Source organism: Lawsonella clevelandensis, assembly GCF_003241315.1.
In the GTDB taxonomy this organism is placed as follows: domain Bacteria; phylum Actinomycetota; class Actinomycetes; order Mycobacteriales; family Mycobacteriaceae; genus Lawsonella; species Lawsonella clevelandensis_A.
This window is the reverse complement of sequence record NZ_QFOZ01000002.1, coordinates 1-26,026: the sequence shown is the minus strand read 5'-3', so window position 1 is coordinate 26,026 and position 26,026 is coordinate 1. Positions and strand designations below refer to the sequence as shown.

18 protein-coding genes and 3 tRNA genes are annotated in these 26,026 nt (G+C 52.9%); 4 read left to right on the top strand and 17 right to left on the bottom strand.

The window, feature by feature from the left end; all coding sequences use genetic code 11:
* Nucleotides 1–162: 162 nt before the first annotated feature.
* The 10 genes from DI579_RS02460 to DI579_RS02415 form a co-directional block, all read right to left on the bottom strand.
* On the bottom strand, nt 163–3,330 hold the full coding sequence (locus DI579_RS02460) for a translation initiation factor IF-2 N-terminal domain-containing protein (RefSeq protein WP_290598304.1): 3,168 nt from the start codon (nt 3,328–3,330) through the stop codon (nt 163–165).
* A gap of 337 nt (nt 3,331–3,667) precedes the next feature.
* Nucleotides 3,668–4,087, bottom strand: coding sequence for a nucleoside-diphosphate kinase (ndk, locus tag DI579_RS02455; protein WP_290598303.1), 420 nt, complete (start codon nt 4,085–4,087; stop codon nt 3,668–3,670).
* A gap of 148 nt (nt 4,088–4,235) precedes the next feature.
* The gene (locus DI579_RS02450; RefSeq protein WP_290598449.1) at nt 4,236–5,759 is read right to left on the bottom strand and encodes a folylpolyglutamate synthase/dihydrofolate synthase family protein; all 1,524 of its coding nucleotides are present in this window, start codon (nt 5,757–5,759) and stop codon (nt 4,236–4,238) included.
* Between the two features lie 684 nt (nt 5,760–6,443).
* Nucleotides 6,444–9,173, bottom strand: a complete 2,730-nt coding sequence (locus tag DI579_RS02445) for a valine--tRNA ligase (protein ID WP_290598302.1) — start codon at nt 9,171–9,173, stop codon at nt 6,444–6,446.
* Nucleotides 9,174–9,367: 194 nt separating this feature from the next.
* Nucleotides 9,368–10,354 carry a malate dehydrogenase gene (locus tag DI579_RS02440; protein ID WP_290598301.1) on the bottom strand — a complete coding sequence of 329 codons (987 nt, stop codon included), beginning with the start codon at nt 10,352–10,354 and terminating at the stop codon, nt 9,368–9,370.
* Between the two features lie 326 nt (nt 10,355–10,680).
* A complete protein-coding gene (gene clpX / locus DI579_RS02435) occupies nt 10,681–11,955 on the bottom strand; it encodes an ATP-dependent Clp protease ATP-binding subunit ClpX (RefSeq protein ID WP_290598300.1) in 1,275 nt (424 codons plus the stop codon).
* A gap of 106 nt (nt 11,956–12,061) precedes the next feature.
* Nucleotides 12,062–12,691, bottom strand: a complete 630-nt coding sequence (locus DI579_RS02430; RefSeq protein WP_290598299.1) for an ATP-dependent Clp protease proteolytic subunit — start codon at nt 12,689–12,691, stop codon at nt 12,062–12,064.
* 17 nt (nt 12,692–12,708) lie between these two features.
* The gene (locus DI579_RS02425; RefSeq protein WP_290598298.1) at nt 12,709–13,281 is read right to left on the bottom strand and encodes an ATP-dependent Clp protease proteolytic subunit; all 573 of its coding nucleotides are present in this window, start codon (nt 13,279–13,281) and stop codon (nt 12,709–12,711) included.
* A 112-nt stretch (nt 13,282–13,393) separates the two neighbouring features.
* Nucleotides 13,394–14,755 carry a trigger factor gene (gene tig, locus DI579_RS02420; protein WP_303678633.1) on the bottom strand — a complete coding sequence of 454 codons (1,362 nt, stop codon included), beginning with the start codon at nt 14,753–14,755 and terminating at the stop codon, nt 13,394–13,396.
* Between the two features lie 47 nt (nt 14,756–14,802).
* A tRNA-Pro gene (locus tag DI579_RS02415) sits at nt 14,803–14,879 on the bottom strand.
* 141 nt (nt 14,880–15,020) lie between these two features.
* Between DI579_RS02415 and DI579_RS02410 the strand changes: the two genes are divergently transcribed.
* Nucleotides 15,021–15,092: transfer RNA gene (locus DI579_RS02410), tRNA-Gly, on the top strand.
* A gap of 116 nt (nt 15,093–15,208) precedes the next feature.
* Here DI579_RS02410 and DI579_RS02405 read toward each other — a convergent pair.
* On the bottom strand, nt 15,209–15,712 hold the full coding sequence (locus tag DI579_RS02405; RefSeq protein WP_303678632.1) for a hypothetical protein: 504 nt from the start codon (nt 15,710–15,712) through the stop codon (nt 15,209–15,211).
* 207 nt (nt 15,713–15,919) lie between these two features.
* Here DI579_RS02405 and DI579_RS02400 point away from each other — a divergent pair, with 207 nt between their 5' ends.
* Nucleotides 15,920–17,452 (top strand): aminopeptidase P family protein, encoded by a 1,533-nt coding sequence (locus DI579_RS02400; RefSeq protein ID WP_303678631.1) that lies wholly within the window; start codon nt 15,920–15,922, stop codon nt 17,450–17,452.
* A gap of 131 nt (nt 17,453–17,583) precedes the next feature.
* Here DI579_RS02400 and DI579_RS02395 read toward each other — a convergent pair whose 3' ends face one another.
* Together DI579_RS02395 and DI579_RS02390 are read right to left on the bottom strand one after the other, a co-directional pair.
* Nucleotides 17,584–18,066 (bottom strand): ribose-5-phosphate isomerase, encoded by a 483-nt coding sequence (locus tag DI579_RS02395; RefSeq protein WP_290598294.1) that lies wholly within the window; start codon nt 18,064–18,066, stop codon nt 17,584–17,586.
* A gap of 112 nt (nt 18,067–18,178) precedes the next feature.
* The gene (locus DI579_RS02390; protein ID WP_290598293.1) at nt 18,179–18,799 is read right to left on the bottom strand and encodes a DsbA family protein; all 621 of its coding nucleotides are present in this window, start codon (nt 18,797–18,799) and stop codon (nt 18,179–18,181) included.
* Nucleotides 18,800–19,062: 263 nt separating this feature from the next.
* Between DI579_RS02390 and pepN the strand changes: the two genes are divergently transcribed.
* Nucleotides 19,063–21,861 (top strand): aminopeptidase N, encoded by a 2,799-nt coding sequence (gene pepN, locus DI579_RS02385; RefSeq protein WP_303678630.1) that lies wholly within the window; start codon nt 19,063–19,065, stop codon nt 21,859–21,861.
* Between the two features lie 39 nt (nt 21,862–21,900).
* On the opposite strand, the gene DI579_RS02380 is transcribed toward pepN, so the two are convergent.
* Genes DI579_RS02380 through DI579_RS02365 form a run of 4 tightly spaced genes read right to left on the bottom strand, consistent with a single transcriptional unit; the run spans nt 21,901 to nt 25,806 of the window.
* Entirely contained in the window at nt 21,901–23,220 is a 1,320-nt protein-coding gene (locus tag DI579_RS02380) for a site-specific DNA-methyltransferase (protein WP_303678629.1), read from the bottom strand.
* Nucleotides 23,217–23,660 carry a thioesterase family protein gene (locus DI579_RS02375; protein ID WP_290599367.1) on the bottom strand — a complete coding sequence of 148 codons (444 nt, stop codon included), beginning with the start codon at nt 23,658–23,660 and terminating at the stop codon, nt 23,217–23,219. The genes DI579_RS02380 and DI579_RS02375 overlap by 4 nt, the downstream gene beginning before the upstream one ends.
* Nucleotides 23,661–23,711: 51 nt before the next feature.
* Complete coding sequence (gene ettA, locus DI579_RS02370; protein WP_290599369.1) at nt 23,712–25,385, bottom strand: energy-dependent translational throttle protein EttA; 1,674 nt, start codon at nt 25,383–25,385, stop codon at nt 23,712–23,714.
* A gap of 34 nt (nt 25,386–25,419) precedes the next feature.
* Nucleotides 25,420–25,806: a single-stranded DNA-binding protein gene (locus DI579_RS02365; RefSeq protein WP_290599370.1), complete on the bottom strand. Its 387-nt coding sequence runs from the start codon at nt 25,804–25,806 to the stop codon at nt 25,420–25,422.
* A 148-nt stretch (nt 25,807–25,954) separates the two neighbouring features.
* On the opposite strand from DI579_RS02365, the gene DI579_RS02360 reads away from it, so the two are divergent.
* Nucleotides 25,955–26,026, top strand: a tRNA-Arg gene (locus tag DI579_RS02360).

Sequence of the window (26,026 nt, the reverse complement as noted above, 5' to 3'; positions counted from 1 at the left end):
TCTTCTCGAACAACCGAATGGTCATTCGACTGGACTAATGCATGCCAGCAGTGAGTTTTACCGTTCTACATCGTGTCTCATGAACTATCTCATTAACACAGTACGCGGAAATCACCCGTTGACTGGCGACCTGTCAAGATTACTCGTTTTGACAGGCTGAAATCAAACTGATGCAGAGGAGCGAGTAGCACGGCGGCGGGCACGTCGCGGCTTTTTCTCTGTGGTAGACGTATTTACCGCTACCGGAGCCGCTGCCAAGACACCAGACACTACCTCTTTACGCTCTGCTGGAACCGAGTTTTTGCGTGGCGTTACCGTACCAGCAGCCTGTGTGGCACGACGCGCCCCACGCCGCTTCCGGGGAGCAGAAGACGGTGCAGTACTCGCCGGTGCAGTGCCCTGAGCTGTACTCTGTGCACCTGCGTTCTGAGTATTGGCAGAAACATCCTTAGTAGTGTTCTTACCCTCACTCTTAGCGCTATTCTGCTTACTGTTCTGGTCGTTTCGGCTACCATGCCGACGTCCACGGCGGCGACGACGCGGTTTCGTATGCTGCTCCGCTGTATCTTTCTTGTCCGTGTCTTTCTTTCCTGATTCTTCCGAACGAGGAGAGTCTTCTACAGACGTTTCTTTAACGGTAGCGCTGGTATCGACAATAATTTCTGCGGTTTTTTCCTCAGAATCTGTGTGAGACGCGACCTGGTCCGCAGCAGTAGCGGCAGCCTTCTTCCGTCCCATGGCTTTCATCATGGGATGTTCACTGGGATCTGGGCCTTGACGGTCTTTTCCACCATGCGCATTCTTGCCATCAGTATCAGCGGAAGACGTGGACGGCTTATCCTTCGACTTACCGTTCTTACTGTGGTCGTTCTTCTCCTGCTTGTCAGAATTACGACCGCGGCGACGTCGCCCAGCGCGCAAGTCTTCGGCATTAGCACCATTGGTAATAGCCTCTACGGGATCTTCCTGCAGAATATAGCCAGTACCGGAGCAGTGCGGACAGGGCTTGGAGAATGCCTCAAGAAGGCCCGTTCCTAAGCGTTTTCGGGTCAGTTGAATAAGCCCCAAGCTGGTAACTTCAGACACCTGGTGGCGTGTCCGGTCGCGTCCCAACGCTTCGCGGAGACGACGCAGGACAAGATCCCGGTTGGATTCCAACACCATGTCAATAAAGTCAACAATAATAATGCCGCCGATATCACGGAGTCGCAGCTGGCGGACAATTTCCTCTGCTGCCTCTAGATTGTTTCGGGTGACGGTTTCTTCTAGGTCTCCACCAGAGCCAGTGAACTTACCGGTGTTGACGTCGATAACCGTCATAGCTTCAGTGCGGTCAATAACGAGAGTGCCGCCAGATGGCAGCCATACTTTACGATCCAGTGCCTTCGCGAGTTGTTCGTCAATACGGTATGCCTGGAATACGTCTACTCCCGTATTCTCCCACTGCTCCAGCCTATCCTGCAGCTGCGGCGCCACTTTCTGAACATATTCAGTGATGGTGCTCCAGGCGCGTTCGCCTTCCACAACAAGTTTTGTGAAATCATCATTAAAGAGGTCTCGCACAACCTTCACTAGCAGAGTCGGTTCCTCGTGCAGAGTGCGTGCTTTACCGTCTGCTTTCTGTTGTGCTTCTTCAGCTGCCTGCTGTACTTCCAGCCACTGGTTGTGCAGCATATCGATATCCCGCTTGAGATCCTCCTCGGAGGCTCCTTCTGCGGCAGTGCGGATAATGACGCCGGCGTCCCCGGGAACAATGTTCCTGAGGATACCTTTCAGGCGTTTGCGTTCCGTATCAGGCAATTTTCGGGAGATACCGGTACTGCCACCATCCGGCACATACACCAGATAACGTCCCGCCATGGAAATCTGAGTGGTTAAGCGAGCGCCTTTGTGGGCAATAGGGTCTTTGGAGACTTGCACCAGCACCATATCTCCGGGGGACAGTGCCAGTTCAATCTTGCGGGATTTTCCACCCAACCCAGCCGCAGCCCAGTTCACCTCACCGGCATAAAGGACAGCGTTACGGCCACGTCCAATATCAATGAAGGCGGCTTCCATGCTGGGGAGAACATTCTGCACGCGGCCCAGATAGATATTGCCCACCATGGATGCTTGTGAATCTGAGGTGACAAAGTGCTCCACCAGGATATTGTCCTCGAGGACTCCCACCTGTGTGGTGATGCCAGGATGGTCACTGCGCTCTTTTTCACGCACGACCATGGTGCGCTCTACAGATTCCCGGCGTGCTAGGAACTCTGCTTCACTGAGAACCGGAATGTGGTGGCGGGCGTTGTCCCGTCCCTCGCGACGACGCTGACGTTTTGCCTCTAGCCGAGTGGAGCCGGAAATGCCCTGTACTTCATCTGATGAACCATTCGCTGAACTATTGCGGCGACGACGGGTAGTGCCACGCTCGTGAACAACGGTATTCGGCGGATCATTCTGAGTATCATCGCTGGTAACATCGTTGCGGCGACGGCGGCGACGGCGACGATGAGTGGAGAGAGCTTCCTCATCATCGTCATTCTCGTCTACCGCAGAGACATCATTCTTCTTACTTCCCGAGCGCCCGTTCTTAGCGGACTTATCGGACGTCTTCTGGGAGCCATGAGCGTTGTCATCATCGTCGTTGGCAGTGTTGTCGGTACTGCCAGTGGTGTCTTCGGTGGTGTCAGTATCATCACCACGACCACGACCACGCCCACGACGGCCCCTGCGACGACGACGCCGGGATGATTGTCCGTCACTGTCACCATTCTGGGAATTCCCATTGTGATCGCGTGCGTCAGCACTATCAGCGTCAGTATCGGCAGCGGCCTCCACGTCCGTTTCCGCATCGTTTTCTGTGGCGGCGTGCCCCATATCCTGGGCAGTTACCACAATGGGTGCGGTTTCTTGCAGGCGGGCATTAACTGCGAAAGGATCTACAACAACGTCAGTGGCGAAGGGATTCTGCGGTAGTGTCGCCGTCATTGGTTCTGCTTGGTGCACGACCGCAAAAGGATTAATGAAGGGGCTGCTAGCACTGTGAGTATCGTCAGCAGCTGGTGTAGTAGATGGCACCGTAGTCTCGGACGCATCGTCGGCAACCGTTTCCGCTTTTTCTGCTTCCTCTGTCTTGCCTGTATTGGCCAGGAAAGAGGTAACAAAATTTGTTGCTTCCTCAGCAGTAAGGCTAGATTGAGCAGACTTAACAGTTATGTCTCGTTCAGCTAAGACGGCTATAAGCTCTTTAGATGCCATGCCTAAACGCTTTGCGAGGGCATGTATACGGATCTTCTGCGGCAAGTCCGTAAGTACAGCTTCTACCGTGATGCTTTCTGGCAGCACGCTATCTCCTTTGCCTCCGGGCGCATCGATGCCGAGCGGCCACACAGAGGGATGTATTGAAATGTCGGATGGTCTGTTGGTCTAGTCGGCTGCGGTTCAGCTGCGCAGAGCAGTGATGTGTCATATACAGACGCTGTGCCATATCTAGACGACGCCAGACACAGAAAGGAACGCGGCTCACTCAAAGAATGGCGCTGACCCTTTACGCATGTGATCGGCGACTCCCCTATTCTCTCATACAATTGGCAAATACGTCGAAGCCGGCGCAGAAACGTTAAAACGCTTCCAACGCCGGCTTCACTATGAAGTATTGAGATCGACAGGTAACGAGTTTATTTTAGGCGAGTGGGAAATCCGGGAACCAGGTGGAAATTTCTTTCCTGGCGGATTCGGGAGAGTCCGAACCATGTACCAAATTCTCGCGGGTGATAAGGCAGTAATCCCCACGAATTGAACCAGCAGTGGCTTTTCCAACAGGATCGGTACCGCCGCACAGCTGACGCCACGCGGAAATGGCAGATGGCCCTTCTAGAACACCAGCAATAACAGGCCCAGAAGTAATGAAATCTAGCAGCGGTTGGTAGAAATCTTTACCTTTGTGCTCAGCGTAATGCTGTTCGGCTAGCTCCACCGAAACATGGCGGAGCTCAAGGGCCGCAATGGTAAGGCCCTTGTTCTCAATGCGGCGAATAATCTCGCCTACCAAGCCGCGCTCCACACCGTCCGGCTTGATCATAAAGAAAGTCTGTTCTGTCATATGAACATATTAGCGAAAATACTGTTATTCCCGAATAATTCGCAGTAGAACAGGTGCCGTCGGTCGCATTCTTTCGAGCACCCACCACACTATTCACTAGTAAGACATTGTGACGCTACCTATATGACATACTCTGTCAAAGTGGAATTTAGGCAGGATCCTTACGGAATAGCGAACGTGCTTCACCAGCCGTGACAACACTTCCCGTCACGATGACACCAGCTCCACTCATAACACCGTTTTCATCAATGTTTTCAGCTTCCACTGTGGCTAACGCGATCGCATCCGCCAAGGTGGGTGCAGAATCTACTTTCTCCGCATCAAATACTTGTCGCGCAATCTCTTCCAGTTCTTCCACGGAGAGAGCTCGCGGGCTGTTATTGGTAGTGACGATGACTTTATCCAGCACGGGTTCGAGGGTCTCTAGGATACCGCGCGCATCTTTATCACCCAGAATGGCAACAACGCCAACCAGTCGGTTAAAAGCAAAGTAATTTTCTAACGCTGCTGCCAGTGCTTTCGCACCATGCGGGTTATGACACGCATCCAGAAGAATCGTTGGCGTATTACGAACACGCTCTAGCCGCCCTGGCGACTGCACCGCCTGGAAACCATTGTGGACAGCCTGGTCATAGAGAGGCTTTTCCGTACCTGCTCCATAGAATGCTTCCACTGCGGCTAGTGCCACTGCCGCATTTTCTGCTTGATGTTCCCCGTACAGCGGCAGGAAAATATCCTCATACGTACCGGATAGCCCCTGTATAGAGATAACTTGTCCACCTACCGCAGGAGCGCACGACGATACCTCAAACTCGATTCCCTGCCGAGCCACAACAGCTTGCGCATCTACTGCTTGCTCCAACAAGACATGCAATGCTGCCGGATCTTGGTGGGAGATAACCGCTACTGTGCCATGCGGATTATGCGGAGTGTTCTCCCCTACCGTGGGCTTAATGATGCCGGCTTTTTCAGAGGCGATCTTTTCAATAGTGTCACCCAAGTAGTCCATGTGATCCATACCGATAGGGCATACAACAGCCACTTCAGCATGCGCTACGGAGGTCGCATCCCAGCGACCACCCATCCCCACTTCGGCCACCACAACATCTACTGGCGTATCCGCAAAACAGCTGTACGCCATTGCGGTAAGGACTTCGAACTTCGTCATTCGTGGGCCGCCCTGCGAGATGGACCACTCGTCTACCATCTCTACGAAGGGTTTAATGTCCTCCCACACTTCCACGTAACGACGTGGGCTAATGGGGGCACCATCCACACTGATACGTTCCGTTGCGAGCTGCAGGTGTGGGCTCGTCATACGCCCCACACGTTGACCCATAGCGCGGAGAAGAGCATCAATCATGCGGGAAGTAGACGTTTTACCGTTAGTGCCCGCCACCTGAATAACAGGTGCAGACTGTTCTGGATGCCCAAGGATATCCATAAGCTTTTCCATACGCGCAAGATCCGGTGCGATCTTCCGCTCACCCCAGCGTGTATCGAGTTCGGCTTCTACTGCTGCCAGTGCGGCATAGTCTTCCGCAGTCGGCTTTTCTACCTGGTAGCTATTGCGGTCCACATCTTCGTCATAGACAGAAAGATCCGGGATAGTGCTCCCTGTATCGATGTCAATGCGCCCCGTATAGTCACGGTAAAGGTCTTCCCCCGAGATATCCTCCCCATCGCTACCGTCACTACCCTCATCGTTATTGCTAGCATGTGCAACGTTATAGTTATCAAGAGCACGCGCAAGTGCATCCATTTGTTCATCATCGAACTGGGCTAGCAGATCACGTAGATTCTGCTGCACCTCAGGGGTAAGAACATCCTCATCATCTAACAGAGGGTTAAGACGGCGCATACCTAGTGGAGATTCTGGCGAAAGCTCACCATCATCATCGCCATCCTCGTCCCCCACAGTCTGCTCAATAATACGTTCTGCGACAGACGCTAACGCATCCAGATTGAGGCCAGACTCGTGAAAGACATAATCGGATAACGCATCTGCGGAATCGGCTTCTTCCGTGGCAGCAGCTATTGCCACGTCATCGGCGTCAGCATACTTGTCCTTCTTCTGACAGCTGCATTGCCCATTTTTACACTGTCCGCCTTTTTTACAGGAGCATTGCTTGTCGCCGCTCTTCTTATGGGCATGCCCACCCATAAGATTACGATCTGCCTGATCCTCCGACAGAGCTGCGGGATTTCCATCTCGCAATGAAGCATACGGATCGTCCGCATTATAGGCATCACTGTACGTGAGGTTTTTGGGCAGATCGCTCATCTCAACTCCTCTACTATGTGTACTACTGCGCGTAGTACATCGTCCGTAATAGTGCTACACGGTGTGAGCACATTACTTTTGCGCAGGAAGTGCCGCTAAACGCTCCGTTAGACGAGCTACCTCCGCTTCAGCGACCTCTCGCCGCGTCTTCATCTTCTCGACAACGGCGGCTGGTGCTTTCTCCACAAAATTCTGGTTACTCAGCTTCTTGCCGGTGGTCTCCAGTTCCTTCTGCGCGACCGCCAGATCCTTCTCCACGCGTTTACGTTCGGCTTCAACATCGACGGTATCGGAAGTGTCAAGTTCAACCACCACAGTGGCCCGGGAGAGACGCACCTCCAGGGAGGCCGTGGCATTAAAGTCCGCAGCCGGTTCTTCCAAACGCGCCAGGGAACGAATAGCGGCAATCTGATTAGCCAAATCGGCCTTATCGGCAACACCAATCAGCCGAGCAGGAACCCGCTGCGACGGCTTTACTCCCTGGTCAGAGCGGAAACGACGCACCTCAGTAACAAGTTTCTGCAGATCATCTATGCGTTGGAAAGCAGTCTCGTCCCGCTCAGCTTCATACGGGGTAGGCCAGTCTGCGACAACGAGGGACTCCTCCCCTGTTAGTGCCGTCCACAGCGTTTCTGTCACGAACGGCATAACGGGGTGCAGTAGACGGAGTAGCGTATCCAGCACGTAGCCGAGTACTAGGCGAGTAGCCGGCGCCGTAGGAAGATTATCCTCGGCAAAGCCCAACTGTGCTTTTGCCAGCTCAAGATACCAATCGCAGAACTCATCCCAGGTGAAGTGGTAGAGAGCTTCGCAGGCCTTAGAGAATTCGTATGCGTCCAGACCCGAATCCACATCAGCACGAATCTGCTCGAGCCTATCGAGAATCCAGCGATCCGCATCCGTAAGCTGCGCGCGGTCGGGTAACTCCCCGACGTATGCACCGTTCATCAATGCGAACCGTGTGGCGTTGAAAAGTTTGGTGGCAAAGTTACGGCTTGCCTGGCAGTTATCGTCACCCACGGGAATATCTGCACCGGGGTTAGCACCACGCGCCAGTGTGAAACGCAAGGCGTCAGCACCAAAACGTTCCACCCAATCTAGCGGGTCAATACCGTTACCGAGTGACTTCGACATCTTCCGGCCGTGCTCGTCACGCACTAGACCATGCAGGAAAACATCGGTGAAAGGAATGGGGCCGATATCGCCAGCGTCCTTGCCGCTAGCACCTTCCTTGCCGGCAAATGATGCAAACATCATCATGCGGGCAACCCAGAAGAAGAGAATGTCATAGCCGGTGACAAGAACATTCGTTGGGTAGAAGCGTTCCAGGTCAGCTGTGCGCTTGGGCCATCCCAGGGTGGAGAAAGGCCACAGCCCGGAGGAGAACCACGTATCGAGAACATCCGGATCCTGCTCCCACCCGGCGGGGGGTTCATCATCAGGGCCGCAGCACACTATTTCACCATTGGGGCCGTACCAGATGGGGATTCGGTGCCCCCACTTAAGCTGGCGGGAGATGCACCAATCGTGCATATTGTCTACCCACTCAAACCAGCGTGGCTCCTGCGAGGCGGGGTGAATGGTGGTGAGACCATTGCGGACCGCGTCACCAGCCATACGGGCAAGATCCTCAACTTTGACGAACCACTGTAGGGAAAGACGCGGTTCAATAGGTTCACCAGAGCGTTCAGAATGTCCCACGGAGTGGACGTAGGGGCGAACTTCTTTGACGATGCGCCCCTGTTCACGCAGTGCTTCGGTGAGGGCAGTGCGGGCATCTTCACGGCTGAGCCCATCAAAACGAGTACCAGTATTGGCGATATGGGCAGTAGCGTCCATGATGTCGATCATGGGGAGGTCATGCCGCTGACCCATAGCAAAGTCATTGGGGTCATGCGCGGGGGTAATCTTGACGGCGCCGGTACCGAATTCCATGTCAACATAATCGTCGGCAATAACGGTGATGGTGAGGTCATCACGCAGCGGATGGGGGAAGACTTTTCCTACAAGATGCTGGTACCGCTCATCCTCGGGATGTACCGCGATGGCTACGTCACCCAGCATCGTCTCTATACGAGTAGTGGCAACAACCAGGCTATTCCCCTCGACAGGTTTACCGTCAGCACCGATCTCACCGTAGGCGAAGTAGATAAGTTCGCCTTCATCATCGGAGTATTTAACCTCGATGTCGGAGACGGCAGTCTGCAACACTGGCGACCAGTTAACAAGACGCTCCGCCCGGTAAATATAGCCAGCGTCATACAGACGCTTAAAAATGGTTTGGACGGCGTAGGACAGTCCCTCATCAAGGGTGAAACGCTCACGTTCCCAATCGAGGCCGTCGCCGATAGCGCGCATTTGGGTGCCAATGAAACCACCATATTCGCGTTTCCACTCCCACACCTTCTCAATGAACTCATCACGGCTCAACGCATGGTAATCAATGCCTTGCTCAGCGAGCTGCCGCTCAACTTTGGACTGTGTAGCGATACCAGCATGGTCCATACCCGGAAGCCACAGCACTTCATAGCCCTGCATACGCTTGCGCCGGCACAGTGCATCCATAAGAGTGTGGTCGAGTGCATGGCCCATGTGAAGTTTGCCAGTGACATTAGGGGGTGGAAGCACAATGCTGTAGGCGGGTTTGGAACTGTTGGTGTCAGCATGGAAGTATCCAGCATCCACCCACCGTTGATACATGTCTGCTTCAACAGCGCTGGGATCCCACGACTTAGGGAGTGCGCCGGAGCGATCAACGGAAACAGTAGGGGCATTCTGAGCGGAGTTTTTTGCACTGGTCACGCTTGCAAGTTTAACGGTTTGAGAAGTCTCTTTCGAACCGGGGCACCAAATACGAAAGAAACGCACCCGGTTACGTTCCAGGTGCGTTTCTTTTCTCAGCATGCAGCGTATCTCATGTGCAGTATATGTATTCAGCGCTCATATATAGCGCTCGTACCCATGATGATGCGCAAGTGCTACAGGATTGCTATGAACTAGCCAAGCAGACCGAGCTTCTTGACGGCGTCGCGCTCAGATTCAAGATCCTCAGCAGTGGTCTTCATGCGTTCAGCCTGAGCAGCGGAGATCTCGAGATCCTTAACACGCTGCCAGCCAGAGCCATCAGAGGTGCACGGAACACCGTAGACGAGACCCTCGGGGATACCGTAGGAACCATCGGACGGCAGTGCGACAGTTACCCAGTCACCCTTGGGGGTGCCCTGGTACCAATCGCGCATGTGGGTGATGGCGCCGGTAGCTGCGGAAGCAGCGGAAGAAGCACCGCGAACCTTAATGATTTCGCCACCGCGCATAGCTACCTTCGGAATGAATTCGTCGGTGAGCCAGGACTTATCGAACTTATCGGCGGCAGCTTCGCCCTTCACCTTGAGGTAGGTGACGTCCGGGAACTGGGTGTTGGCGTGGTTGCCCCATACAGTCATGTTGGTGAGGTCAGATACTGCAACGCCCAGCTTCTTGGAAGCCATGGAGAGTGCGCGGTTGTGGTCGAGACGCATCATGGCGGTGAAGCGGTCATCCGGAATATCTGCGGCGTAGTGGTTGAGGATGAGGCAGTTGGTGTTGGCGGGGTTGCCGACAACGAGGGCACGGATATCGTCAGCGACGGTCCCGTTCATAGCTTCGCCCTGTGCCTTGAAAATTTCAGCGTTAGCAGCAAGCAGATCGGCACGATCCATGCCCTTGCCGCGGGGACGGGAACCTACGAGGAAAGCAGTGTTTGCACCTTCGAAGGCCTGTTTTGCATCGTCATAGATGTTGATGCCGGTTAGCAGCGGGAAGGCGGAGTCATCAAGCTCCATAGCAACGCCTTCAGCAGCCTTAAGAGCCGGAGTGATCTCCAAAAGATTAAGTTCTACGGGCTGGTTAGGTCCGAATACAGCGCCTTCTGCGATACGGAACAGTAGTGAGTAGGAGATATTGCCAGCAGCACCGGTGACGGTGACCTTCTTGGGCTGAGTCATCTTCGGAAACACGTCCTTTCATGATCCGAACTATGTTTTATCGTCAGTTAACAGGCTTAACCGGTAGGTTAAGTCTTGCGTCTCTAGTGTCTCACCATCGTGGATAGTTTGCTAAGCATTGTGAAGGCCAACACTGAATAAAATATCGAAAAACTCACGTTAACCCTCATAATTTTTCGTAATAGTGCAGGTCACAGAAATACTTGCGAAATTAATAACAGTGGCATGAACATTACGTGCGGCCTAGTGGCTAATTTTTGTGAGGAACAACACAGTACATGAGGGGCGACAAAAACTACCGACACACTATCAGCGCACTACGGCTGTTAGCCGACGTTCTTCTCAACCGCAGAAATATCAAGCCGCTCAATATGCGGTGCAGTCTTATCACGCACAGTCTCTGCCGTAATAGTTACTTTTTGTACGTCATCATCGGAAGGAATGTCGAACATTACCGGCATGAGGACTTCCTCCATAATGGCTCGCAGACCACGAGCCCCGGTAGAACGCTCAAGTGCCTGGTCCGCCAATGCATCTATTGCATCATCAGTAAACTCAAGCTCCACGCCATCCATCTCAAAAAGCTTTTGGTACTGCTTCACCAGCGCATTACGTGGAGTCGTAAGAATATTCTTTAAGGCCTCTTTATCAAGCGGTTCAACAGAACCAACTACGGGAAGGCGGCCAATAAATTCCGGAATCAAACCAAACTGAGAAAGATCTTCCGGTTTCACAAGTTTGAAGTAATCAGTCGCTTTAATTTCTTGCTCCGTGACAAGATCCGCGCCAAATCCGACGCCTTTCTTCCCCACACGATCAGCAACAACCTTCTCTAAACCAGCGAAAGCACCTGCCGCGATGAAAAGGATATTGGAGGTATCAATCTTGATGTAATCCTGGTGGGGATGTTTCCGCCCACCATTCGGTGGAACGGAGGCAATAGTCCCCTCCAAAATTTTCAGTAAGGCTTGCTGTACGCCCTCCCCTGACACATCACGGGTAATGGAGGCAGATTCTGCTTTGCGGGAGATCTTGTCAATCTCATCAATGTAGATAATGCCCTTCTCAGCACGCTTCACATCATTATCGGCAGCATGGAGAAGTTTTAGAAGGATATTCTCAACGTCCTCACCAACATAGCCAGCCTCCGTTAAAGAGGTGGCATCAGCGATGGCAAAAGGAACATTGAGCATACGCGCCAGCGTTTGCGCTAGATAAGTCTTACCGCACCCAGTTGGGCCAAGGAGCAAAATATTGGATTTTGCAATCTCCACATCCTCTTCACGAGGACGACGTCCACCCAATGCTCTAATACGCTTGTAGTGGTTATAGACTGCGACAGCTAACACGCGCTTAGCATCATCTTGCCCAACCACGTATTTATCGAGGAATTCACATATTTCCTTGGGCGTGGGCAAATCGTTACCAGTAGTGGTTTGGGTGGAGTCGTTGAGCTCCTCCTCCAGAATTTCGTTACACACCTCGATGCACTCATCACAGATGTATACACCACCGCCCGCAATGAGCTTCCTTACCTGGCTCTGTTTCTTTCCGCAGAAAGAACATCTCAGGACATCGCTTGAGTCACCAACATAGGCCATCGGGCTCAGCTGCTCCTTTTACGTAAAGTACGGTCAACATGCGAACACTACGAGCGGGTAACGCTTCTGGGGAGGACTCTTCCCGTTCTACCCTAACTGCTTCGACTTACTTTTTTGCGGAGGCTTTCCGGTAGTCAAAGACAGTATCGATAATGCCGTATTCTTTAGCTTCCTCGGCAGTGAGGATCTTATCGCGCTCAGTATCTTCACGAACCTGTTCAGGGGTAACGTTGCAGTGCCGTGCTAGGGTCTCTTCCATTTGACGGCGCACACGCTCAATTTCGCGAGCCTGGATCTCCAAGTCAGATACCTGGCCACGGACACCTTCTGTCGCCGGCTGGTGAATAAGCACGCGAGCATTCGGCAGAGCCGCACGCTTGCCCGGTGTACCAGCGGCAAGAAGGACTGCTGCGGCGGAGGCAGCCTGCCCCAGACACACTGTTTGAATGTCTGGACGTACGTACTGCATCGTGTCGTAGATGGCCATCAAAGAAGTAAAAGACCCACCTGGCGAATTGATATACATAGTGATGTCGCGGTCGGGATCGAGGCCCTCTAGAACGAGGAGCTGCGCCATGATGTCATTAGCAGCAGTATCATCTACCTGCGAGCCGAGGAACACGATGCGCTCCTCGAAAAGCTTGTTGTACGGGTTAGATTCTTTCGTGCCGTAACTGGAGTGCTCAATGAAAGAGGGAACAACGTAACGGGCTTCGAGGGATTGAAATCCGGTCATGTGTAGTATGTGCTCCTCTATTTCTCGGTACCGGGGACGTGCTTAATAACGTGATCAAAAAGGCCATAATCACAGGCTTCTTGAGCCGTAAACCACTTATCGCGATCAGAATCTTTTTCAATTTGCTCAACGGATTGGCCGGAATGCTGTGCAATGAGCTCCGCCATCTCCTTTTTCACTTTTGCAAAATTTTCTGCCTGGATAGTGATATCGGTGGCAGTACCACCCACGCCTGCAGAAGGCTGATGCATGAGAACACGAGTATGGGGAAGAGCATAACGCTTGCCGGCAGCTCCCGCAGTGAGAAGGAACTGTCCCATCGAAGCCGCCATACCCATGGCGTATGTGGCGACATCACAGGAGATGAATTGCATAGTGTCGTAAATCGCCATACCGGCAGTAACAGATCCACCAGGGCTATTGATATACATACTGATATCAGTGTGGGGGTCCTCGGCTGCTAACAGTAGCATCTGTGCACACAGACGATTGGCGACGTCATCATTAACTTCCGAGCCGAGGAAGATAATGCGCTCTTTTAGGAGCTTTTCGAAGACTGAGTCGGGAAGATTCAATCCTGTGTCGGCCATGGGTACCTGCTTTCTCTGTTTCCTGTGAAAAGGATTTACCGTCTATAGAGTAACGAAAACGGGCGCAGCCGGCTTGCGCGCTACGCCCGTGTTCGCTTTAAAGTGTGAATACTTACTCTGCGTCAGCAGATTCTTCCTCCGGCATATCCGGGAGTTCCTGGAAGAAGACCATGAGGTCATCGAGAGAGTTGCCCTCAGTATCCTTCGCAACAACATCACGAACAACTGTGAAGAGAGCCTTATTACGGCGTACATCGCTAAAGAGGCTAGCGAGCTGACCTTGCTGCTGTACAGCCTGAACAAACTGCTCGGGCTCCATGTTGTTCTGGCGAGCCTGTGCAACAACAGCCTCAGTGAGATCATTCTGGGAGATCTCGACACTGAGTTCTTCTGCTAGTGCGTCCAGGAGTAGCCAAGTACGGGTGGCTTCTTCCGCAGACTTCTTAGCCTCATCGTAGAAGGAATCAAGGTCAGATCCCTGAGACTCAAGAATGGACTTGAGGATGTTCTCGTCGCCACCGAACTGGGAAAGAACCTGCTGGATCTGTCCCTGTGCCTGTTCTTCAACAATGCCCTTTGGAATGTCGAAGTTGGCTTCTTCAATAAGTGCGGAGAGAACAGCGTCACGAAGATTGGCAGCCTGCTCAGATTTCGCGGCATCATTAGCACGCTTGGCGAGATCTTCTTTGAGCTCATCGAGAGTGTCGAACTCAGATGCCATCTGGGCGAAGTCATCATCAAGTTCAGGAAGTTCCTGCTCCTGTACTTTCTGCAGAACAACAGTAATGTCTGCTTCCTCGTTAGCATGGTCGCCAGCAACCAGCTTAGAGGTGAACGTCTTGCTCTCTCCGGCTTTCATACCGACGAGGGCATCTTCCAGACCTTCAATGAGATCGCCCTGGCCAATACGGTGGGAGAGGCCCTTGGTCTCGGCTTCCTTGAGCTCTTCGCCGTTAACCTTTGCAGAGAGATCGAGAGAAACGAAATCCCCTTCCTTAGCAGGACGGTCCACACCCTTGAGGGTTGCGAAACGCTCCTGCAGGTCCTTCAGACCCTGCTCCGCGATTTCGTCTGTTGCGCGACGTGGCTCAACGGAGATTTCCTTACCCTTGAAATCGGGGATCTTAATCTCTGGGCGGCAATCCATTTCGGCAGTGAACTCGATGAGATTCGGATCGTCGATCTTCGTCACATCAACGTCGGGGGTGGAAAGAGGTTGCACGTCATTCTCAGTGCAGGCCTTCTCGTAGCGGCTCGGCATCATGTCGTTAATGACCTGTTCGAGGACTGCGCCACGACCCACATGATTCTCAATCAACTTTGCCGGAGCGTGACCCTTACGGAAACCAGGAATGTTTACCTGCTCCGCGATAGTCTTATAAGCCTTGTCGAATTCTTCCTTGAGTTCATCAAAAGGAACCTCAATAACCAGCTTCACACGAGTGGGGCTGAGCTTCTCAACAGTGCTTTTCACGGAATTGTTCTCCTTGTTTGGGGGTCACGTTGATAGATTGAAGTTTTTGGTCGGGATGACAGGATTTGAACCTGCGACATCTTGCTCCCAAAGCAAGCGCGCTACCAAGCTGCGCTACATCCCGTAGCAACTCAACAATACATGGTGAGAACATCTCAACAACATCTCAGCATCATGAGCTCTTGCACTATCTTACGTGTAACCACTCGATTTTTGTAACTAGGGTTTTCTCGGGTAGTCTTAGCAGGCACAGAAAGTTATCCGTGGGGATGTCGTATAGTGGCTATTACCCCAGCCTTCCAAGCTGGAGACGCGGGTTCGATTCCCGTCATCCCCTCTCCTTGTTTACTGCATATAAAAAGCGCTGCGTCTTTCCACAGGAGCAGCGCTTTTATTACGTTTTGGCATTATCTGCCGCGTACTATCCACAGTTCAACGACAGTTTTGCCACCGCTATTTCTGGTACTGTGCGTGCAGTTCAAGAATGGATCCCACTTTAGGAATCTGTAGAACGAGGTAGCCGACGATGCCTGCATCACGATTGTCTTTGAGGTACACCGGCTGTTTAATGCCGTAAGAGATAAGGGTCTGTTCTTTGGTGTACTCCGGAACTGGTTGACCATTCTTTTCTGCGGTTACCTGTTCGTAGCTCTTCCCCTTATTCTTGACATATTTCATTCCACCCATCAATGGGCGAACTGGCGAACCACACATTGAATCAACAACAAGAAGAGTGTGTTCTCCTACCTTTGGAAGTGCTTTTTTAATAGCACAACCGTTATCTTCACCATCAACAAAGACAGTTGTAGATGTAACAACAGCTGACGTGTTAGGTGCCGGTGCGGGTGCTGCACTGGCTAGCCCAGCGCCCACGAAAAGAGTACTTGCGGCTGCCACGGTAGTAGCTACGGTGGCGGCGGCAGTATGGATAGATGTGGTGGTACGGCGACGCTGCATAAAATATCCTCCCTAGTGGGGTACTGCAGGAATAACATATGCCCTGCTTATGCGTTTTTCGTGGTCTTAGTATAGCGTACAAAAACTTAGGTTACGCTAATCTATATAATGTTCCGCATACGACCCCTCATGGTAGAACGGAATGGAAAGAAAGTAACTACCCCCATACTTTCCACCCCCTTTGGGACTTGTTGAGGAGGTTTAACAATGACCCAACAGAATCTCACACTAGATACACTGCGCTCCCCGCAGCCCCTAGACGAACGCGCCGCTAACCGCTCCCGCTCCCCCCAATCATCAACATTCGCAACCTTTATGGGAAGCAACTGGGCAGAAACATCACAAGCTACCGACAACACTGCTGTTTCTGCCGTAAAACAATTCCTTCCGGCTCGACACACCGCCGTCACCCGTCACTATCCAGGAACAGTTCTCCTAGTACCAGCCGGATCGTATAAAACTCGCTCCGCCGACGAAGACTACCTCTTCCGCCCACATTCCGCCTTTGTGTGGCTAACAGGGCTAGGACTCGAATACGAACCCGACTCCGCAGTGGTGTTTTACCCGGACGGCAACAGTCATAAAGCCGTCCTATACTTCCAACCGCCGGCATCCCGCTCCACAGACCAGTTCTATGCCGATTCCCGCTACGGCGAATTCTGGGTAGGCGCCCGCCCCACCATCACCCAGATGGAGGCCTACACCGGGCTGACAGTACGTCCTCTCACCTCACTGGAAAGTGACCTCCGCAAAGCTGTAGCACACACTCCCACAAGACTTCTCCGCAATGTAGATTCCACTATTGACGCTCTTGTCCAGGAACTTGTCGGCGATAAAACCTGGAATGACACGGCTGAAGAGGACAAAACATTTGAAGTTCTCCTAGGAACCGTCCGGATGTGGAAAGACTCCTGGGAAATTGACCAAATACAGCAGGCAGTAAACCTTACTGCCACCTGTTTTGAGAAAGTTATTGCATCGCTTCCCGAAGCAGTACACCACCCGCGCGGAGAACGCGTTGCAGAAGTAGCTTTTTCCGCAGCGGCACGCCTTGGCGGCCACGGTACCGGTTTCGATACCATCGCTGCCGCCGGTTCACACGCCACCACCATGCACTACATGGAGAATGCCGGCCCCATCGCCCCCGACGACCTTCTTCTTATCGACGCCGGCGCAGAAATTGACTCCCTCTACTCCGGCGACATCACACGCACCTTCCCCGTCTCCGGAACCTTCTCTCCCACACAGCGGAAAGTGTATGAGGCAGTATTGGGAGCCAACGAGGCAGCCTTTAAACAAGCGCAGCAACCCGGATGCCACTACCGCCAAATCCACGATGCAGCTATTCGCTTCTTAGCCGAAACACTGTCTGAATGGGGGCTTCTCCCCTGCTCCGTTGAGGAAGCCATTAGCCCCAACGGGCAGCAGGTACGCCGCTGGATGCCGCACGGAACAGGCCACCATCTAGGCCTGGATACCCATGATTGCTCCGTCACCCCCCGCGACTTCTATATGGATGCACCACTGGAACCAGGCATGGTGTTCACCATCGAACCTGGTTTGTACTTCCGTACAGATGATGAGCTGATACCGGAAGAATTGCGCGGTATTGGTATCCGCATCGAGGACGACATTGTTGTTAACGACGATCACACAGTCCGTCGCCTCTCCGCGGATATCCCCCGCACTGCCGACGAGGTAGAAGCCTGGATGAAACGAGTATGGTCACGCAACGCCTAACCCATGCCCGCAGAGCAGTACAGGACGGTGTACTACAGTCCTGACACTTCTTCCTAAAAGGGTGGGTCTCCATGAATTTACGGAGACCCACCCTTTTTATATCTATGACTAGCTATGAGCAGCTACAGTTTTTACACCTCACGAGGTTCCGGCGCACCCTCATTGACGCCCGTTTCCTCATACTTTTCCAGGATATCGATACGCCGCTGGTGGCGTTCTTCCGCTGACCACGGCTGCGCAATGAATGCGTCCACCATTTCTAGAGCGTCTGCTTCTTTCGTAAAACGGCCACCCAGACTCATGAGCTGGGCGTTGTTGTGCTCGCGTGCCAGCTTCGCCAGTTCTACATTCCAGACGAGGGCACAGCGAATACCTTTGACCTTATTAGCGGCCATTTGCTCGCCATTTCCAGAGCCACCGAGCACGATACCGAGGGAGCCTTCATCATCGCGCACGTGTTCAGCGCATGAGACACAAAACGCGGGGTAGTCGTCAAGGGCGTCGTACTCGTGAGCGCCACAATCTATGACCTCATGCCCAGCTTTCTTGAGGTGGGCTGCAATAGCATTCTTCAAATCGAAACCGGCATGATCAGAGCCTAGATAAATTCGCATAGTTACAGCTTAACGGTGTAAAGGCAGTACACGCTATTCTTTACTCCCCGCAATACACCGACTACCCCCGCACTTACTCTATGCCTACTTCGTATCTGCTCTGCACCGCATACTAGAAGTCGAGTACTGGACCCTCTGTACGAGACCGCTTCAACTCGTAAAAGTAGGGGTACTGCGCCAGTGCCACCGCACCATCGAAAAGTTTTCCGGCTTCCTCTCCACACGGAACTCTACTCATCACAGGGCCGAAGAAGGCAACATCATCAACATGTATGCAGGGAGTGCCCACATCCTCACCCAGTGCATCCATGCCGGCATGGTGGGAGTCGCGAAGTTCTTTCTCGTACGGAGTTTTATCCCAGTGCTCCATAAGCGTGACGGGTAACCCGACCTCAGTAAGAGATTCCCTGACCGCATCCTTATCTTGCAGACGACCATCATTGTGGAAGCGTGTCCCCATAGCGGTATAAAGATTCGCCAGTGCTTCCTCCCCATGTTCTTGCGCAGCCGCAGTAAGAACACGAACTGGTCCCCACGATCTCTCCAGGTAGGCAGCATAGCCAGGGTCCAGAGCTCGTCCCTCATTGAGCACACCCAGGCTCATCACGTGGAAGGTCAGCGTAAAATCTCGCACTTTTTGAGCTTCCAGAATCCACCGGGAGGTTAGCCAACACCATGGACATGACGGATCGAACCAAAAATCTACACGAGTGCGAGCGTGAGTGTGAGTCATAATGCTCCTTCCGTACATTATTAGGTTTCTCACATTTATAGTAAGCGTTAAAACCTCACCAGTGCTGACTTTCTCAATGACAGCGCAGCTATCCTCACTTACACCCGCTTACATCCGTTTACTGCTGAATTTATAAAAACAAGCCACTAGAGTGTCCACTAGAACCATTCCAGAACCACTCCACAACTATTCCAGATAGCACCCCAGGTAACACTGAAGCTCCATCCACCCCATCCCTCCACCCTATACAGAGGAGATTTACTGTGACGTCCTTTAACCTCACCCGCGATACTGCTGCCGAACGCGCCAGCCACCTCACTGTCACGTCCTACCGCATCCGCCTCGACGTCACCCAACCCACCGTCAATCCCGCAGACAACTCCGCTATTAACTTCAGTACTGCGCACGACGTTGATAATATTTCTCCCACAACACATTTCCGCTCCCACACCACCATAGAAGTGGACTGCACCACACCCGGCTACTCCACCTTCCTCGACCTGCGTGATGTTCACCTCATCAGCGCCACCCTCAACGGTGAATCTCTCGACGTTGACGCCTACAACACCACCCTCTCTGCCAGCGGAGAAACTGGCGAAAATGGACTTCTCCTCCCCTCCCTTGCCGCACACAACACCATCGACATTGACGCATGGTGTCACTACTCCACTACTGGAGAAGGCCTACACCGCGCCGTAGACGCCGCCGACGGAACCGTCTACCTCTACAGCCAATGCGAACCCGCCGACTCCAAACGCGTCTTCGCCTGCTTCGACCAACCTGACCTCAAAGCCCCCATCGACCTCACCGTCACCGCCCCCGCAGGATGGGAAATTATCAGCAATAGCAGCATCGCCACCTCCACCCCCGCAGAATCCCCCATCTATGCAGACGTCGATGCCGTCACCCACCACTTCCAAGTAACTAATCCCCTCTGCCCCTACGTCTTTGCACTCTGCGCCGGCCCCTACCACCGTTGGAGCGACACCTACCACTGGCACGGCGATGATGGACGTGAAATCACCATCCCCCTCAACCTGTACTGCCGCGAAACCCTCGCCCCCTACTTCGACCCGGACAACATTTTTGCGCTAACCAAGGGCGGCTTCGACTACTACCACCGCACCTTCGGAATCCTCTACCCCTTCACCGGATCCTACGACCAAGTATTCGTCCCCGACTTCAACGCCGGCGCCATGGAAAACGTAGGATGTGTCACCTACCGCGAAGACTATGTTTTCCGCTCCCGCGCCACCGCCTGGAAATACGAACGCCGCGCCGACACCGTCCTCCACGAAATGGCCCACATGTGGTTCGGAAACCTCGTCACCATGCAGTGGTGGAATGATCTCTGGCTCAATGAATCCTTTGCCAGCTGGGCAAGCGTCATGGCACAGCTCGGATCCACCACCTACCAGACAGCCTGGACCACCTTCACTTCAACCGAGAAAAACTGGGCTTATCGGCAAGACGACCTCCCCTCCACACACCCCATCGCCGCCACCATGGAGAGCCTAGAAGAACTAGACGCCAACTTCGACGGCATTACCTACGCCAAAGGCTGCTCCGTCCTGAAACAATTCGTCGCCTACGCTGGTCTAGACCCCTTCCTCAAAGGCCTCCACGACTATCTACTGGCACACTCCTACGGCAACGCCACATTCCAAGACCTTCTGGACGCAGTAAGCGTCTACTGCGATAAAGATTTCCGCACCTGGGCAGAAGCCTGGCTCACCACAACCGGCCGTAATACGCTATCCCTCGACTTTGACATTGCCAGCGACCCCCGTGACAATTCTGCCCGCTACAGTTCCGTCACTCTCCACCAAACTGGTGCGGAGCCCGGCGCTGGCGAGCTACGTCCGCACCGTGTTGGTGTAGGCGTGTACGCTATGACGGCTACCGATAGCTCCAGCACTGATAATTCTGATACTTCCGCGAACCTTATTGGGACAGATTCGGCTGGAACTCTAGTACGTACGCATTATGCCGAAGTTGACCTTATTGATGAGTGGACTGATATTCCTGAACTGCACAATGTTCTGCAGGGAGCATTACTCCTCCCCAATGATGAAGACCTCACATACTGCCAGCTAGAGCTCGATCCGCAGAGTATAGAAACTGTCGTTGAGCATATTGAAGATATTGTGGATCCTCTTCCCCGTGCTCTGTGCTGGGGTGTGTTGGAAGAGATGACAATGCATGCCACCCTGCCAGGTTCTGCCCTTATTGAAGTTATCGCTCGCGCTATAGGATCGGAATCAGAACTTCCTGTGGCGGAACATCTTATGTCCCGTGCATTGCAGGTGTTGAGATTCTTCGCTGACCCGAAGTGGGCGGAGATGGAAGGGTGGCGGCTTTTCAGCGATGCGCTGCTCACTATTGCGCAACAACCCAGCTTTGGGGTGGATCAACAGCTTATTGCCTTCACTACGTTCTGCCAGTGCAAACTTAATGAGGATCAAACACGACTGCTGTGGGATATATGGGCTGCTCAGTCTCTTGAGCCGGCAAATATTAACGATCTTCAACTGGATACTGATCTTCGATGGACAGTACTTACTGCGCTTGCGGCTCATGGGCTTGTCACACAGTATGACATTGATACCGCACTAGCGAACGACAACACCAGTATGGGTGTTCGACGAGCATTAACAGCCGGAGCCACATTACCCACCCCGGAGAATAAGGCTGCTGTGTGGGAGAAAATTTTTGCAGTAGATGGCGATGTTGCTAGTAACTGGTCCGTAGTAGCACTACTTGATGGTTTTGCCTGGGCTGGGCAAGATGCGCTAGTTGCACCGTTTGCGAATCAGTATCCTACAGATGTTGTTCGGCTCTGGCAGAAGCGTGGAGGTGAAGTGGCGTCCACTGTGACGGAGCGGGCTTTTCCCCTCTGGGGTGATGCGCCTACAGTGCAGCGTCTCATTACGGATATGCTTGCCGCTGAAAATGATCTTCCAAGTGGTGCACAACGCTTTCTTCGCGAAGGACTGTTCGATCTTGCTCGTGCGCAAAAAGGACGTGCGCTGGAAACGACAACTGCCCTCGATGAGGGGTAGCGGGGAGCGGGGAGTACCCCTGCTACCGTCTAATACCGTCTAATACCGGGGTTGCACTTCTAGCCAGTAGGGCGAAGCCCCGGCATCATCTAGTCGCATGCGAATATGCGTCGCAACAGTACTAGGGTTTCGTTCTGCTAGAACGAATTTGCGTCCTAACCTGTGCGCAACAACACCCGTTGTTCCAGAGCCGGCAAACATATCCCACACATAGTCACCGGGCTCGGTAGCGGCGTTAATGATGCGTTCTAGGAGTGGTTCAGGCTTCGGGGTGGCGAATTGAATTTCTTCCCCAAATTTCTTCCGCAAGGATAGTTTTGCTGAATCTGAGGAGCCAACTTCCGTGGCGTTCCAGATAGTTTTTAGTTTTTTCCGACGTCCCGGATGCAAACGATCAATTTGGAAAATATCGAGTCGTGTCCCTTTACGACCATGCACATAGCGGGCGAAGAGCTCATCTGACCGGCTTTCGACAGTAGCTGCCGACCATCGCCACACTGCTGGCTGTAAGTCTCCAAAAACGGGCATCACTTGACAAGATCCTATAAAGGGCTCTGCCCGAACAGTTCCCGTATCCGGATTCGCATAGAGTGGATAACTCATCGTTCGTGCTGTCGCTGGGTTAAATTTTTTATTTGTGTTTCGCAGCGGCAGTAGGCGGTATCTTCCTTTATCGTCCATAAGGGGGAAATCTGTGGGATCGACAGAATGAGTAGTCCCGGGTTCTAGCGTCAGCTTAGTGATGTCTTTGGCATACACCAGAAGATAGTCGTGGCAGGCTGCAAAAAAACGGTCTAGCTGGCGACCTTTGGGGTTAATTTCCACAACAATCTGTGACACGAAATTCTCTCGCCCGAAAATCTCGTCGAGAAGTACGCGCGCATACGGCATCTCTGAATCATCTAGATGAACCCATATACTTCCCGTGGGGGCAAGCATCTCATGCAAGGCATTGAGACGTGTGTGCATCATTCCCAACCACAGATGGTGGTCAAGGCCGTCGTTGTAGTCAGTGAAAATGGTGCCGGTGTTGTAGGGCGGATCAATATAGACCAGTTGCGGTGCAGGTAGTCCGTCCACCGTAACGAGCTGTTCTATAGCGTCGTATGCATCACCACAGATCACCAGATCTGGTGCAGCATTCTTCTCACTAAAAAGCTCAGAGACTATCCTCTGTTCACCACGATGCTCACGAGGAGACTCACTATGGGAGTCATCGTGGAGCTCGCTTAGGGTGAGGGGACATCCTTTAATAAGTTCTGCCGGTGCGACAGCGTGGTAATGAGTATGCCCAGCGATAATAAGATCTGTACGATTATCCCACGTCAATATGGGATTTATGGCGGTGGAGGAGGTCACTGATCACCAGCAGTGTCTGCTTTAGCGCTTGCTTGGTATTCAGTGAGCATAAGCCGAATAGCCGGCTCTAATTCCACCTGTCGACGCGCTTCACAATCGAATGGGACAAGGACACAATCGACTACCGCCAGAATATCCCCCCTATTGTCCCTGAGCTCGTGCCGCAAAGTGTAACTATGCGACGTGACGACCTGCACGGTGAGATCTACCGTCACTGTTTCCATTCCAATAAGGAGTGGCTTCAAATAGTCCACTTCAAGATGCCGTACCACCATCGGTGGGGCGGTGAAGCCCCGCCGGATCCACGTATCCTTCACGAATCGGAGACGCGCCTCGCGGGCTAATTCAATGTAGGTGATATCCGTGGCTTCACCGGATTGGTCGAAGTCACTCCACCGAAGTTCAAGCTCGCACGAGTAGTTTCCTGCCCTATTCGACATGATGTACTCCTTTCCGAGAAGGATCCGTGGATATCTCTCGATACGCCAGTCTTAGTCGCGGGTGAGTTTACGGTGGGTGACGGAATGCGGCCGGGCTGCTTCCTCCCCCAAACGCTCAATCTTGTTTGCTTCGTAGCCCTCGAAGTTTCCTTCGAACCAGAACCATTGCCCTTCTGCCACATTGCCTTCCCAGGCGAGAATGTGGGTACAGGTGCGGTCCAGGAACCAGCGATCGTGGGAAATGACGACGGCGCAGCCGGGGAATTTCGTCAAAGCGTTTTCGAGCGATGAGAGGGTTTCTACATCGAGGTCGTTAGTGGGCTCGTCCAGGAGGATGAGGTTACCGCCAACTTTAAGGGTGAGCGCAAGGTTGAGGCGGTTGCGTTCACCGCCGGAGAGGACTCCCGCTTTCTTCTGCTGGTCTGGGCCTTTGAATCCGAATGCGGAAATGTATGCCCGTGATGGCATCTCATTCTGTCCTACAACAATGTAGTCGAGGCCTTCCGAGACAACTTCCCACACAGTTTTGTTCGGATCAATATTCTCGCGGTTCTGGTCAACGTACGAAAGTTTTACTGTCTCTCCCACACGTACTGTTCCAGAATCTGGTTTCTCTAGTCCCACAATAGTTTTAAAGAGAGTGGTTTTACCGACACCATTGGGGCCGATAACACCAACAATTCCGTTACGCGGCAGGGTAAACGACAGATCCTTAATAAGAGTTCGTCCGTTGAATCCCTTTGTCAGGTGGTCAACCTCCACCACAACATTGCCTAGTCGTGGCGGGGTAGGAATTTGAATCTCTTCAAAATCGAGCTTCTTGTACTGCTCTGCCTCTGCCGCCATTTCCTCATAACGCTGCAGACGAGCCTTGGACTTCGCCTGGCGAGCTTTCGCACCGGAACGAACCCACGCCAGTTCTTCCTTCAAACGCTTCTGCAACTTCGCGTCTTTACGCCCGGCGACTTCCAAACGCTCGGCCTTCTTCTCCAGATAGGTGGAGTAATTGCCCTGGTAGGGGTAAAGGTGTCCGCGGTCAACTTCACAGATCCACTCAGCAATGTGGTCAAGGAAGTAGCGGTCGTGGGTAATGCAGAGCACAGCGCCCTTATAGTCCTGGAGGAATTTCTCCAGCCAGGCAACTGATTCCGCATCAAGGTGGTTAGTGGGCTCATCAAGCAATAGAAGATCCGGAGCCTGGAGAAGGAGACGACACAACGCTACACGGCGTTTTTCACCACCGGAAAGCTTCGTAACGGGGGAATCTCCCGGGGGGCAGCGGAGAGCGTCCATAGCCTGGTCAATGCGGGAATCGAACTCCCACGCGTCGGCATGATCAAGCTTCTCCTGCAGGACGCCCATTTCCTCCATTAACTCATCGGAGTAATCAGTGGCCATCTTCTCGGCAATTTCGTTATACCGCTTAAGGTTTTGCATAACGTCGCCAAGACCGTCTTCAACGTTTTCACGGACGGTCTTCGACTCATCCAACTGCGGCTCCTGCATGAGGATGCCCACACTGGCCTCCGGATCGGCAAATGCCTCACCATTAGAGGGTTGATCAATCCCGGCCATAATCTTCAAAATGCTAGATTTACCGGCACCGTTCGGGCCGACAACACCAATTTTCGCACCGTGATAGAAGGACATGGTGACATCATCCAAAATGACTTTCTCACCAAAAGCCTTTCGCACATTACGCATGGTGTAGACGAACTCTGACACGACTCAACCTCTTCTACTGGGGTATCTGACGTGCCTAGTCTACCGTCTCTCCCGCCCCCTCAGGAACAGACATGCCTGCTGAACGACCACAATAGCGGAGATCCTTACCAACGGTAGTAGCAGTCAGTTTTATAACGGTGACGCTTCTTTCTTCACCCTGCGGAATAAACTCATCAGACACCAGACGCCCCGTCACAATAACCGGATCACCCTTATGAAGAGTTGCCGCAACATTCTCCCCCAAATTCCCCCAGCACACTGTTTCTATAAACAATGCCTCATTGCCCTTCCAACTCTGGCTAGCAGAATCGAAATAGCGATGGTTCGACGCCAAACGGAATGACGCCACAGTACGCTCTGCCGCATGCCGAAGCTGCGGATCACTGGCCAGATTTCCCATCAACGTTATGTAATTGGACATTGTTAGTGCCTTTCCTTGTGTATACAGCAATCCTTCTGTAACGAATCGCCGAATGAATGACACTAGAGTGGCACATAACAAACGGAGGAAACCGTGAGAAACAGGCTAGTTCGGTACTTTTCCACAGTGGCACTACACTGGGGATGATGCCTCCATAGCTCAGTGGACAGAGCAGTCGGCTTCTACCCGATTGGTCGAGGGTTCGAATCCTTCTGGGGGC

Bases quoted from the DNA above. Each gene is read 5' to 3' on its own strand.
- ndk (WP_290598303.1), bottom strand. From the start codon at position 4,087: ATGACAGAACAGACTTTCTTTATGATCAAGCCGGACGGTGTGGAGCGC.
- DI579_RS02440 (WP_290598301.1), bottom strand. From the start codon at position 10,354: ATGACTCAGCCCAAGAAGGTCACCGTCACCGGTGCTGCTGGCAATATC.
- clpX (WP_290598300.1), bottom strand. From the start codon at position 11,955: ATGGCCTATGTTGGTGACTCAAGCGATGTCCTGAGATGTTCTTTCTGC.
- DI579_RS02430 (WP_290598299.1), bottom strand. From the start codon at position 12,691: ATGACCGGATTTCAATCCCTCGAAGCCCGTTACGTTGTTCCCTCTTTC.
- DI579_RS02425 (WP_290598298.1), bottom strand. From the start codon at position 13,281: ATGGCCGACACAGGATTGAATCTTCCCGACTCAGTCTTCGAAAAGCTC.
- DI579_RS02405 (WP_303678632.1), bottom strand. From the start codon at position 15,712: ATGCAGCGTCGCCGTACCACCACATCTATCCATACTGCCGCCGCCACC.
- DI579_RS02400 (WP_303678631.1), top strand. From the start codon at position 15,920: ATGACCCAACAGAATCTCACACTAGATACACTGCGCTCCCCGCAGCCC.
- DI579_RS02395 (WP_290598294.1), bottom strand. From the start codon at position 18,066: ATGCGAATTTATCTAGGCTCTGATCATGCCGGTTTCGATTTGAAGAAT.
- DI579_RS02390 (WP_290598293.1), bottom strand. From the start codon at position 18,799: ATGACTCACACTCACGCTCGCACTCGTGTAGATTTTTGGTTCGATCCG.
- DI579_RS02375 (WP_290599367.1), bottom strand. From the start codon at position 23,660: ATGTCGAATAGGGCAGGAAACTACTCGTGCGAGCTTGAACTTCGGTGG.
- DI579_RS02365 (WP_290599370.1), bottom strand. From the start codon at position 25,806: ATGTCCAATTACATAACGTTGATGGGAAATCTGGCCAGTGATCCGCAG.